Origin of the sequence: Nocardia pseudovaccinii NBRC 100343 (assembly GCF_001613225.1) — a bacterium.
In the GTDB taxonomy this organism is placed as follows: domain Bacteria; phylum Actinomycetota; class Actinomycetes; order Mycobacteriales; family Mycobacteriaceae; genus Nocardia; species Nocardia pseudovaccinii.
This window is the reverse complement of record NZ_BDBY01000437.1, coordinates 1-12,318: the sequence shown is the minus strand read 5'-3', so window position 1 is coordinate 12,318 and position 12,318 is coordinate 1. Positions and strand designations below refer to the sequence as shown.

Genomic DNA, 12,318 nt, shown 5'->3' with positions numbered 1-12,318 from the left:
GCCTCTGAGCCGCCACCGGGTGCTTTCGCACCGGATGTGTCCGCTGGCGCGCTGGCACCACCACCTGATCCCGCAGCGGCCCCGCCGCCACCTCCACCACCGGCCCGAGCGCCGCCACCAGCTACGCTCCCGCCTCCCCCGTCCGGCATAGGACGTCCACCGCCACCGCGTTCATCCGGTGGAGTTGGGGACCCGCCGCCACCGGGTGAGGATTCGCGCTCGCTGACCGGGCGGGCTTCGCCGCGACTTCGTCCGGCTGAGGACATCGCCGCCCCGAGCCCGGCACCAGCCAACGCCGCTGCGGCACCTCCCCCGCCGCCGAGCGTCGCCACAGCTGGCGCGATCAGTCGCATCAGCGCGGGCAGCACGATCGGCACCATCAACAGCAGCAGCAAACCGAGTAAGACGAGTTGCGAATCCTGCTGCTGTCCGTCACCTTTCGTGCCCGCTGCGGTGAAGGCGATCGCATACACCAACGCGCCCACGGGTTTCCACAGCACGAACGCCAATGCCCAGGTCAACATCTTCTTGTAGGCCTGCGATCCCGGACCGGTGCCTGCGGCGGCGGCGGCGATCGGGATCGCGGCGACAACCAGGATGAGCAGCGCTTGCCGAACGACCAGCATCACCAGTTGTACGAGCATGCTGATGGTGCCGAGGATGGCGAGGATGAGGAGTGCACCTGACCCCAGACCGGAGTTGTGCTTCAGGTCGAAGTCCGCGAACCTGGACACCGCGCTCGTCAGGTCACCCCGAGTCGCATCGAAGATCACCCACTTGGAGAACTGATCACCTGCACGTGTGCCTGCGGTGATGACGGTGGCGAACATCATGCTCGCGAAGACCGCTTTGCCGAACACCAGGAACGACTCCTGGGCTTCTCCCGCGACGCCGCCGCGTTTGGCCATCGCCAGCCGGGCCGCGGCAAACATGATGCCGCCCGTCATCAGCAGCACTTGAAGGCCGCTGGTGTAGTCGCGGATGGACCCGAGTACCGGTCCTGGCTCGCCGGTACTGGCCGCCAGCTGCGGGGACGGCAGGTTGAGCCACCACGTCATCACGACCCGCAAGAACTTCGCAACACCGTCGACGAGCGTGTCGATCACATCGTCGAAAGCCGACTTCGCGGCATCCCCGGCGGCCTGCGAACCTGCCTTGCCCAACTGACACACCGCTCCCGGGCCGCTAGGAATATCGCAAAGACTCGGCAGCTGCAGTTGGGTATGCCAGGGATCACTCAGAGCTGGTGGCGCTTCCATAACGCTCGATCCGGTGGTCATGACACGGCCTTCCATTGTGCGAAGTCAGCAAGCGAGGTTGTGGGAGTGGCTGGTGCCCAGAGGGTTTCGATGTCGTCGGGAACGCGGACCCGCCAGTCGCCCCCGGTCCAAGTCATCGGCCATGTGGAGTAGGCGACTCCGCCGATGGCTTTAGAGGCAATCTGGACGACCGCGAAATCCGGTCGATATCCAGGCAGGATGCGAAACCCTTCGGGGACGACCACGTAACGGGCCGCGTCGGGGGTGTTCTTACGGGAGCGCGCGAATCTATCGATCAGTGCCTGGCCACCGCCGAGGTATCGGTGAGTGACTATCTGCTGCCACACCCCCTCAGGGGCGGCCAATGCTCGGGCGAGTGCGTCGTAAGCGGCCAGTGCGGCACCTTGTGGTGTGTCAGCGAATCCGGAAGCCACACCAGCGGTCACCTCGGCGGGCCCGTCGCTGCCGGAAAACGGTAGGGCTGCACCGTCCCATCCGCGCTGCCACTGCATACGTGCTGGTGGCGCGGTCAGGTAGTCAAGTCGACCAGGATCGGGACGTGTCGCCGGATCTTGTTCGAGCGCAACGCCTTCGTCTCGGTCGGTGACCTCGAGTCGGTTGCCGAACATGTCGATCGTCGGCGGACGCGACATCGCGGAAGGAACCGGTATTGCTTGCTTGGGTGTCGTGGGCCCGAGCGGGTTATCGATGGGGTCTTGCGGGTTAGGTGCGTTGCCGGTGCCGGTAATGGCTAGCACGAAGGCCGCGGCTACGACGACAGCGATGCCGACGAGCAAGATGACCAGTAGGCGGCGAGATGCCATGGTGCGCTTCCGTTCTCAGTGCCCGGGTAGGGCGACCATGTCCGCCGGTGTCGTATCCACCGCAGCGACCGCGGGCGTGGTTGGTTTGGGTGGTAGGAGCAGGCGCCAGTCCCCGGACTGCCACAGCACGGTCACGGTGTTGCGGGTCAGCGAGGCATCGGCCTGGCGTGTATAGATCGCGATATCGGCGGCTTGCGGGGTGAAGCCGCTGATCAGGTAGCCCAGCACTGTTGGTGCACCGGTGCTGATCTCGCTGGTGATCGAGATCTGCGCGCGGGCCAAGGCCCAGGCGTCACGGCCGGGGCCGGGTGCGAGCATCTGCTGTCCGACCAGCGCCCACTGGGTGTCGGTGGCTACCGACATGCGCACGCTGGCGTGGATGGCGGCAAGCCCAGCACCGGGCGGGGTGTGGTCGAAACCGGTTGCGACCGCGCCATTGACCGATTTCGGTCCTTGGTCGGCGACCGGCAGTTCCATGCCCTGGAACGACGCCCACCGCAGCCGGGTCGGGGGTGCGTGCAACTCGACCGGTGGCTGCTCGACCAGCGCAGAGGTTTCGGTGCGGTCGTTACCGCAACCTGTCACCGCTGCTGTGCCGAGCACCGAGGCCGTGGCCAACACGCACGTTGCGGTGGCCAAAATTCGGTTCGGTGTGGTCATGTTGTCCTCCACAGGGTCAGTTGGTTGGCACGATCGCGACGGCGAGACCGCTGGCGGATCCGAGCAGGGCTGCGCCCATCAGGGTGCCGAGGAGGCCCTCTATGGACTCCTCGCGATAGATTCGGACGGCGAGCAGTCCTGCCAGCCAGATGGCGCGCCCGATGCACAGCAGCAGCACGATCCAGGCCAGGTACCCCAGCAGTTGCGTGAGCGGAGTCGTCACGTCTGCGGGAAGTTGTTTGGCGCTCATAGCTGCGCGCCTCGCGCCGAATCTCCGGAATTCTCGTCTCGGTAGGCGACTTCCAATGCCTGCAGGATCGCGTTGCCTGCGGTCTGCGGGTCGGTGTGGGGCAGGGAATGTCCTGCGCCGGGAACAATTTCGTAGTCGGCCCAGATCGCATCGGCAAGCCGCATCGACTGCGTGGGCGGCACCACCCGGTCACGTTCGGCGGACAGGACGAACGAGGGAATCGAACGCATCGCGACCGCCGTCGCCGGCTCGAGGAAGTGCTCGCCATAGCTGTGCAGCAAGTCGGCTAACACCCGCGGGTCGCCTCGCCGCTGCCCGGCAATCAGTGGTGCTTTGGACCCCAACCTTTCGCTGAGACTGCGGAACCGGCGTTCCAGCAGCACATACCCGCCGGCGGCGATGCGGTCGAACCGTCCATGGCGCAGTCGCCGCAGTCGTGCCGGAATTCTAAGGAAATGCCGTGGCAGAGAAGGGAATTCGGGGAACTCGCAGGCGCCGTTGAACAGCACCAGCCCCGACAGAGCTGCGGCGCGTTCGGGATAGTGTTTCACGTAGGCGTGGGCGACCAGGCTGCCGGCGGAGTGTGCTGCCAGGATCACCGCACCGGTGGCATGCGCCAAGACGATATCCAGGTCATCGGCCAGGTGTCGCAGCGTCGTGCCCGTCGATCGCCTCGGCCATCCGGAGCCGCCGTGGCCGCGCTGGTCGTAGGTGATCTGGCCAATCGCACCGCCGAGTTGATGGTGCAGGTGCTGTGTCAACGGCGTCCAGTAACTGGCGTCGGTCAGCAGACCATGGACATAGACGATCGTGGCCGCTGTGTCGGGGTGGCCGAGTCTGCTGGCTGACAGTTGTATGCCGTCAGTGGTGGTGACAGTCAGCGGGCACGGTTGGTGAGAGGTCATCACATGAAGTCCTTGCAGTTTGCGGAGCGGAATTCAGCCCTCGAGCACGACGGGCATGGGCCCACCGCAGGTGCGGAGGTTGTGGAATTGCCGTGGAATAAAGGGATCTGACGCACAGCGCTCACCCTGTGCCGGTGACGACGGCTTGCATGATCCCGCCGGCGCTGGTGGCGATGACGCCGCCGACGAGTGCGCCGAGCACGATCTTGGGAGATTCCAGCGCCCCGCCGTGGAATCGCTCCCACCCGAACTTGCCGCCCGCGTATATCAGTGCGGCGACCCCGGCGACCATGACGAGCCAGGACAGGTAGTTGACGATGTTGATCAGCTTTTCCGAGCCGGGCGGCGCTTTTGGCGTGACGGGGATTTGGTCGGCGAGCACGTTGATCGCTTCACCGATCAGGTAGGCGGTGCTCATGACTCGGTTTCCGAATCAGCGCGTACACCAGTTGTTTTCCGTCCCTCAGCCAGGCGTGTGAGGATCTCGGTTCCTGCGCGGTGGACATCGGCGGGGACCGCCTGCGTGATGGGAGCTCGTCGTCGCGGCGGTGGGTCGAACGGCAGGTACTCGGCCAGCTCTTCCAGCTCGCAGCCGATAAGTTCGTCGTGCCAGGCAATCGAATACACGTGCTCGACCAGTTCGGCGACCACGCCCCGGTAACGGCGTAGCGAGGCAGGCACCCGGCCTGGCCGCGCTGGAGTCAGCACGAGTCCGATGACTGTGACACCGTCCGGGGCCAGGTCTGCGTGCCATTCGCGTAAGCGATCAGCCGCCGCGATCAATCCGGGCAGGCACAGTCGCGCCGCGATCACCACTCGTTGCGTCGTGCGGTTCGAGGCTGGCCACGCCAATCCGGTGTCGGCGGCCGGTGCCCACCACCGCGCCAGCGTGGAGGTGCCGGCGCCGCCGTGTGCACCGAGCACCGCGAACAGCGGCGGGTGTGGGCCGGTGACCGGTAGCGGGGCGGAGCGAATGGGTGCACACCGGTGCGGTGGCGGTGGGTCGATCGTGCCCGGATCCAACTGTCTGCCCGGATCACGGTGGGCGTTGACATGGGAATGAAGGGCTGTAGTGGTCATCACGTGCCCTGCTTCTGGATGTTGATGATGGCCGCCGCGCCCTCGGTGATGCGGACGTTGATCACCTGGAGGTAGTCGATGCGCTGGTTGTCCGGGTGTAGTTCCACCAGGTGCACCGCCGCCGTTGTGTCCGCAATCGCGGTGATCGCGACGCAGTGGCGGGTATTTTTCGGGATGGAGGCGATACCGGCGGCCAACGCCTCGGGCAGGATCCCTGCGTCCGGTGCGAGGAATCGCAGTGCGGCCTCAGCGTCGCCCTGGTAGTAGGCGTATTCGAATCCGGCGATCGCCCGTGTCACGGGGTCAGAACCACCAGTGGTTGCCGTGACCACAGGTGCGGTCAGCCCCTGACACGCAGGGTGGGCCGGCGGTGTGGACGGTGGCGCGGCGGTTATGGTCGGTGCCGCGGTCTGTGGCTGCACATCTCTGGCCGCGAAGCTCCCGGCGATGACCAGGCTCACAGCGGCAAACGCCACTACGCCCAGAGCAGTCCATGCATTTGATGGGAGTCCGCGCAATCGGCCGGGCTCGGGTTCGACTGCGGGATCGAGGGTGCCGCCGTGCGGGAGTGGTTGGTTGTTCAGCCAGCCCCATTCGTCGGCGCCGTGATGATCGGATGGCGTTGTGCGCGAACCGATGACGGGTAGTTCGACCGCGCTGTTGTCATCGAGCCATCCCCACCCGTGCGCGTCGTCGGTGCGGATGTCGGTGCCGGACTCGGTTGCCATGTGGGGTTTTCACCTCCTTGGTTCTCGTGTCGGAGTGCGTGGGCCCTTCGGGAGAAGTCGCCGGGGATTGATTCACGGATCAGCTCTGAAGTAGGTGCGAGCTGATCGCGCGTCCTCCCCCGAAGGGGTCATGGGGCGGGCGTTGTGCCCGCCGGGCCTGTGGTCACCGTCGAAGTGGTCACTGCCGCAGTGGCTGTCGGCAAGGCCGATGTCGCGGTGTGGGTGGTCGTCACACCGGGGGTTGTGGTTGGTGCCGGTATCGCGGGCGCGGTGATGTCGGCGATGTCGCGGGCAGCGGCGGCGAACCAGGCCGCTGCAGTCGCTATCGGCGATTGCCCGGTCGGGGTGGACGGGGTGCTGGAGTAGGAACCGTGGCGCCCGGAGGTGTCGCTGTATTGGGTCGAGCTGGCGATGTTGTAGAGCTGGGTGTTGTCGGTGATGTTGGTGGTGATCGCGTCGAAGGCTTGGTTGATCAGCCGGATCCCGGTCTGTGGTGGGACGAGTTCGACCACGGCGGCAGCGAGTTTGGTGCCGAGAGTGGCGATCGCGGCCAACAGATCGGTCATACCGACGGTGGCGAGTTCAGTGATCGTCGCCGGAGTGAACACCGCCTGTGCCACAGTGGTGACCGCGTTCAGCGCTATGGTGCCGATCCGCATCAGCGCAGCGAGGGCCTGGTCAGGCCCGGGCAGAGGCGTTGCGGGGTTCGAGGCTTCGGCCAGGCGCTGGCTGATCGACTTGCTCGGCTCGTAGGACAACTGATCGAGGCTGTTGCCTTGGACGTCTTCGTTGACCACGCCGACAGCGGTCTTGTACACCGTCGCTGCGAGGGCTTGGGCAATCGTGGAGATCGCCGCGACCGGGTCACGTAGATCCGATTGCGCGGCGATGTTTGCGACCGTCGTCGCCAACGGCCCTTCGGAAGGGGCGGCGCAGGTGATGTCACCGGCAACACAGAAATCAGCGACGCGTCCGGTCAGAGAGCCGAAACTCGCTGATGTATCGGCAGTTCGCGCGATACCGGAGCCGCCCGGAACGGTGTCGGTGAAGGCGATCTTCGACACCTTGGTTCCCGTGGTGCCGGGCACGGCCGTAGGTGTGGTGGCACCGGCGCGCCCCGGCAGAACCGCGGTGTCGGTGGCGCGAGCGGGGTTGGCCAGCAACGCGATACCCGCGACTTGGTCCGCGCCTATCTTGCCGGTACCGGTGCCGACCCGTTGGGCGAACGCCGCGACCGCAGCAGCGCCTTGGGCGTAACCAGCGACAGCAATCTTGGTGGTTGGGCAGCGGCGCACGATCTCGGCGGCGGTGTCCTCGAGCCTCCCAGACGCGGTCGCCACAGACTGGTCGTAGGGTTCTTCAGAGCCGTCGCCGCGGTTGCCGTAGGGGATGTAAGCGCGTTGGGCCAAGCCTTGTGCCGAGCTGAGCATCGGCGCGAACAGTTGTCCAAGCGCGCCGGTATCGGTGGTCGCGGGGGCATCCGGTGAGCTCTCCTCAGGTCCCTGCACGCCGAGCGCATACAGTGCGGGACAAGTCGACTCCAGCGGGGGTTCAGGACTCGGCGACTGCGCTGATGCATACCCGCTCGCGACGATGCTCGCCAGGACGGTCGATGCCGCGACGATCGCCGTCACTGTGTGGTTCGGCGCTGACGTTCGTCTCGCATCGGTGTACCGAATTGTGCTGAGGCGCACGGCGTTTCTCCTTTCAGTCGTGAGTTGAATGCAGCCAACCGTGTTTCAGGGGTCGGGTTCGACTACGCAGCAGTGCGGACCGCTCCTGTGAGCCGGACCTCCCAGTGCCGCTGTCGCAGTGCGGGTTCGACGGTCGCGCTGCCGCACTTCGGGGTAGGGATGTTCGCGTTGTCGTTGTGTCGCATACGGTTTGGCCTCGCTCGGTGGGAGTGTTTGTTTGCCGGGCCTGCCCGCGCTGCTAGCGAGGGGTGCAACGGGCGCGGGCAGGGCTTCCCGGATGGGGTTTCAGGAGTCCGGGGGCGTCGTTGTCGGTGGCGTCGACCGGGTGGGCCTCGACGGGGTGTGCTGTAGGTTGCTCGCGAGGCGGGCGATGGCCTCACCGGCTCCGTCGATGGCGGCTTGTAGATGATCGACCGGGTATTCACGCCAGTTCAGATCCACACCGAACCCGCGATAGTCGCTGATTAGTCGCCGCGCTGACTCGACAGGGATGAGGGTGTCTTGTGTGCCGTGATAGAGGTGCACCGGGACGTGGAGTGGTTGCTGTGCGCAGCGTTCACGAGCCAGCACATATCGCCACATGGGGTCCATCCACGGGTCAGTCCGCTCGCACCAGCGTCCCAACGGTTGCCGGTATCGCGCGAGAATCCTTGCTGCGTCGAGGTTTTCGATGTTTGCGGCGGCGAGGTGGCCTTCGGTGGTGAGGATGTGCAGCATCGGCAGGTGCGCATATGCGCGGGCTAACCCGACCAGCCCGGCCAGCCCGAGGCCCGCGCATGGTCCGTCGTCGATCTCGGCGACTAGTTCCCCGGGATCCGCGACCACGGCGCCGGCGGCGACACCGCGCAGCTCGAGCTCGGGTGCGTATTCGTGCTGGATTTCTGCGGCCCATAAGGCGTTTCGGCCGCCGTCGGCGTATCCCCACAGGGCGATCGGCGCGGATCGGTTCAGATCCGGTAGCCCTCGGGTGGTGTGGGTGAGGTCGAGGATGGTTTGCCCGGCGCAGCGACCGGCCAGGAATGTGTGTGGTCCCAGCCCCGTGATGCCGAGTCCGCGACCGTCGGCGACCGCGACGGTCCAGCCGCGATCCAACGCGATCGCGAGGTAGTCGGCTTCGGGTTCGGCCCCGTCGGCCAACAGTTGCGAGGGTGCGCACCGGCCACCGAGTCCACGAAAGACGGGACAGTATCCGAGGATGGGTCCTGCACCCGCGTCGGTGACGGTGTCGGGGACGATGACGATGCCCGAAGCCGGGATCAGCTCGCCGTAGGAATCGCTCGATACGTAGATGATCTGCCACGCGTGCGCGACCGAATGCAATTGCGGGACAGCGACTTCCCGCAGTCGCAGGACCTCGCCGCGCTTGCTGCCGACCTCGATCGATGTCGCGGCGTAGAACTCGTCGTCGGTGAGGGGCTCGCTCATCATCGGCTCCCGAGGTCGTGTGCGACTGCGGTGAGCCACGCAGTGCCCGAGGTCAGTTGGCCGGTCGCGGCGTAGCCGTTGTGGCGGGCGACTGTGTCAGCGAAATGCAGCCAGACGCCCGGGTTCGTTAAGGCGGCGTTGTCGGCCAGCAGCTGCCCCCATGCGGCACCGAGTTGCCCGACCACCTTGGGCAACAACCCCAGCGGGTTGCCGAGGATGGTGGCCGTGATCTCGTTCCAGCGCGCCGCCGCCGCACCGGCATCTTCTGGCGTCGGCGCCGGTATGCGCGGGTCGGCAGCGTCGATCAATCGGGCTGACAGGGGTTGTTGCGGGGCGTAGTCGACGTTGCCACCTCCGACCTGGATGTCGTCGTTGATTACGGTGGTCCAGGCGTCCCTGAGGGCCTCTGACAGCAGTGCGTTGATCGATGCGACAGCCGAGATCGGGTCTGCCAGGTTCGCTTGCGCGGCGATCTCCGCGCCCAGGCGCAGCAGCGCCGCCTGATCCGGTGCCGAGCACGCCAGATCACCATCGACACAGACATCGACGACGCGTCCTTCGAGCGCGCCGTAACCCGCGCCGGTGCTCGCGATTCCGCTGCCAGCGGCCGCGGCGCTGACTATCTGGACACTCGACACGGCCGCTCCGCTGGTACCCGGTGCCGGGTCGGGAACGGTTTGCCCCGGCCGACCGGGAAAGGTTGGACTGCCCTCGACGCGGATCGGATTGGAATACAGGGCGATCGCGGCGATCTTGTCCGCGGGCACCGAGCCGACCCCTGCCCCCACTTCCTGGGCGAACTGCGCCAGGGCTTGTGCACCTTGGGAATAGCCGACACCGGCGATCAGTGTGCCGGGGCACTGCTCGATCACTTGCGCTGCCGCGGTGGCGAGTTGGTTGTGCGCGTCGGTCACCGACGCCGCGTATGGGTCTGTTCCGCCACCGGGCACGATGCCGCCGAATCCGGCGCCATAGGCGATGTAGCTGTGTTGCACCAGTCCCGGAACAGCAGCGGTAACCGGCGCCAACATCGTGCCGAGTACACCGGTGTCGGCCACCGGGTCCGCTGCCAGTGAGGACTGACCGGTCCCCTGAACACCGAGGACATACAAGGCGGGGCAGCCCGGTCCGATCGGCACCGCCTGGGCGCCACCAGCGGCGGTGGTGAGGGCAGATGCGGCCGATGCCGCCAGCACGATCATGATGGCGCGGACCCGTCGAATCGTGGAAGTTCTCACGGCTGACCTACCCCCACGCCCGCACCGAACCCGGCACCGATGGTGCCGGCAATCGCTGCTCCCACCGCGGCGACCGGGACTCCGGCGATGGCCGCTCCTACCGCAGCGCCGATCGCGGCACCGATCGCTGTTCCCGCGATACCGGAGGTGACGGTCCCGATCACCGGGACCTCGATCACCGTTCCCACTGCGGCACCGGCGATCCCGCCAATGGTGCCGCCGACCAGACCACCCACGACCGCCCCGACGGCAGCGGTCGGAGCACCCGCAATCGCGGCACCGGCCGCGCCGCCCAGCAATGCACCCGCGGTGGTCGCGCCACTGACCCGGTCAGAGCGGCCCGGTGGGAGCCCGATCGAATCCAACGCTTGGGCCACTTGGGCTTCGGCACCAGCGGCGGTGTCGTTGATGCAGTCTCGGATGTCCGGTGGCAACCAATCCGGTGACGGCGTTTCGAATTGCCCGATCCGGATGGTGTCCGCAGGTGGCTCGATCGGCGCGACCGGTGGCACCGGTTCGGGCAGATGCAGCTCCCCCAACTCAACCGGCGCGACCGGAGCGGGTGAGGGCACCGGCCGGCTGGGGGCTTCATTACGCACCGCTGGCGGTTGCTCGTAATACGCAGGCGGTTGGGGTTCCTGCACAGGAGGACCGGGAGGCGGTGGTGCGGGTGCGGCGGTGCCAGGCTGTTCAGGACTGGTTACCCCCGGCTGATCAGCGATCTGATCGGCCGAGATCGCCGCCGACGCAACACCACCGCAAACCAAGACCACCACCACCGGAATCGCGCTCGCCAACGCGATCCGCCTGCCACGCCCCACGCGAACAGAGTTGTCGTGAATCGAATGCGAATGGTTCGAACTGGGACTCTTGCGCGGCGCGGCGCGATTTGTTGTATTTCGGTATTTCGGCACGCCAAATAGCCCTTCTACACGAAGGCGGAATAGGAAAGTCGAAGAATGCGCTCAGCGCGGCCCCGCGGGGCCTCCCTACTTGGTTTCCCAGTAAGGAGGCCCTCTTCAGGGCAGAATTATCAGAGGAACGGCACGATCAGAGACAGCGCTTGGGCCGCGAGCGACAAACCGTTCGACAACACCGACAAGCCGGTGTTCACCCACGATAGAACAACAAACGGATCCACGGATTTTCCCTTCGATGCGGTTGAGATTGCCTCCCTATCCAAACCGCGAAACCCGTTGCGGATCCAGACTTTTTACCAACAAGATCATCCTATACAACAGCATTGCGCAATTCGCTGATCGATCTAGCAGCGCAAACCCAGCCATTTAACAATGCTGTTGTCAAAGAGATTTCTCCCCACCACGACCGAACACGGCCATTTCTTGATCCCCTCGCAGCACTCCCAGCCGCTCAGGAGACAACGTCTCGCTATCGTGCGGCGAAGACGACATTGCCACTACCACCCGGAAGTGATGGAAACGTATTGCACACCATCTCGGCAGCTCACGATGGCGTTGGGGCGAGTCCGCGTCTGCGGGGTCGTGTAGCCACGAGCGCGAGCATCGCATCCGTGATGGTGTTGTTCTACTCCGATCGTGATGCGACATGTCGAGTCGTGGAGGACAGGGGCGGTTCAACTCCGTACAACTCTCACCGCCGACAGCGGTGTGCTCTTTCGTCGGCCGATCAGCTTGCAGGCAAATAGGTTTCGTCATAGGTGGCGATGACCGACAGATGATCCGAGTACACCAACGGATCGACTGCGGCAGCACCGGTTCCGCCGAACAGCACCAGATCCTGTGGAATTTCGATGACCCGGAATTCGGTCAGTGCCTCGGTCAGCGCGGTGGTGGTTTTCATCGCGTCCCGCCGCCGCTTCGATCCGCCCTTGAAACCAGTGACCGACGGTTGGGGACCAGGCTGTACCGGTCGCGGCCGCCGCGTCGGCAAGCCGTTTGGCGGCGGCGAAGACCTCGCTGGCCCGACGGTCGGCGGTCCAGCAACGGTTGCCTTCCTCGTCCGTAGGTCCACGAGCATTAGTGCACCGAGTCACGATCCGGCGGCGGTCGGTTCTCGTGTGAATCTAGGCCGTAGTATTTCCATCGCCGTGCCCCGTCGTCGTTGGTGCAGAATAGCTTTCCGGCAAACAGGTGTCGTTGATCACTCGACAAGTGCGGGGGCTTGTCTTGTGGTCACTCGCATCTGCACCCCGTCGGGTATCGGAATCTGTGTCATCGACATCGAGATCGGCCGCTGCGTAGACGACGACAGTCGCCACCGACCGGTGATCGTCG

General features: G+C 65.7%; 13 protein-coding genes. All 13 read right to left on the bottom strand.

Annotated elements, in window-relative coordinates; all coding sequences use genetic code 11:
• The coding region (locus NP3_RS45375) for a TrbL/VirB6 family protein (RefSeq protein WP_157124989.1) at window positions 1-1,163 on the bottom strand (1,163 nt) is incomplete at its 3' end.
• Between the two features lie 113 nt (window positions 1,164-1,276).
• On the bottom strand, window positions 1,277-2,083 hold the full coding sequence (locus tag NP3_RS45370) for a DUF8175 domain-containg protein (protein ID WP_063047878.1): 807 nt from the start codon (window positions 2,081-2,083) through the stop codon (window positions 1,277-1,279).
• A 15-nt stretch (window positions 2,084-2,098) separates the two neighbouring features.
• Complete coding sequence (locus tag NP3_RS45365) at window positions 2,099-2,743, bottom strand: DUF8175 domain-containg protein (RefSeq protein ID WP_245721393.1); 645 nt, start codon at window positions 2,741-2,743, stop codon at window positions 2,099-2,101.
• A 16-nt stretch (window positions 2,744-2,759) separates the two neighbouring features.
• Entirely contained in the window at window positions 2,760-2,993 is a 234-nt protein-coding gene (locus NP3_RS45360) for a hypothetical protein (RefSeq protein WP_063047876.1), read from the bottom strand.
• Window positions 2,990-3,898, bottom strand: a complete 909-nt coding sequence (locus tag NP3_RS45355) for an alpha/beta fold hydrolase (RefSeq protein WP_063047875.1) — start codon at window positions 3,896-3,898, stop codon at window positions 2,990-2,992. Before NP3_RS45355 ends, NP3_RS45360 begins: the two co-directional genes overlap by 4 nt.
• 121 nt (window positions 3,899-4,019) lie before the next feature.
• The gene (locus NP3_RS45350) at window positions 4,020-4,316 is read right to left on the bottom strand and encodes a hypothetical protein (RefSeq protein WP_063047874.1); all 297 of its coding nucleotides are present in this window, start codon (window positions 4,314-4,316) and stop codon (window positions 4,020-4,022) included.
• Window positions 4,313-4,978, bottom strand: coding sequence for a hypothetical protein (locus NP3_RS45345; protein ID WP_157124988.1), 666 nt, complete (start codon window positions 4,976-4,978; stop codon window positions 4,313-4,315). Before NP3_RS45345 ends, NP3_RS45350 begins: the two co-directional genes overlap by 4 nt.
• Entirely contained in the window at window positions 4,978-5,706 is a 729-nt protein-coding gene (locus NP3_RS45340) for a DUF8176 domain-containing protein (RefSeq protein WP_063047872.1), read from the bottom strand. Before NP3_RS45340 ends, NP3_RS45345 begins: the two co-directional genes overlap by 1 nt.
• A gap of 128 nt (window positions 5,707-5,834) precedes the next feature.
• On the bottom strand, window positions 5,835-7,214 hold the full coding sequence (locus NP3_RS45335; RefSeq protein WP_157124987.1) for a cutinase family protein: 1,380 nt from the start codon (window positions 7,212-7,214) through the stop codon (window positions 5,835-5,837).
• 471 nt (window positions 7,215-7,685) lie between these two features.
• Window positions 7,686-8,825 (bottom strand): lipase family protein, encoded by a 1,140-nt coding sequence (locus NP3_RS45330; protein ID WP_063047871.1) that lies wholly within the window; start codon window positions 8,823-8,825, stop codon window positions 7,686-7,688.
• Window positions 8,825-10,063 carry a cutinase family protein gene (locus tag NP3_RS45325; protein ID WP_245721392.1) on the bottom strand — a complete coding sequence of 413 codons (1,239 nt, stop codon included), beginning with the start codon at window positions 10,061-10,063 and terminating at the stop codon, window positions 8,825-8,827. The genes NP3_RS45330 and NP3_RS45325 overlap by 1 nt, the downstream gene beginning before the upstream one ends.
• Entirely contained in the window at window positions 10,060-10,635 is a 576-nt protein-coding gene (locus NP3_RS45320; RefSeq protein WP_157124986.1) for a hypothetical protein, read from the bottom strand. Before NP3_RS45320 ends, NP3_RS45325 begins: the two co-directional genes overlap by 4 nt.
• Before the next feature lie 1,075 nt (window positions 10,636-11,710).
• Entirely contained in the window at window positions 11,711-11,884 is a 174-nt protein-coding gene (locus tag NP3_RS48780; RefSeq protein WP_157124985.1) for a hypothetical protein, read from the bottom strand.
• Window positions 11,885-12,318: the final 434 nt, after the last annotated feature.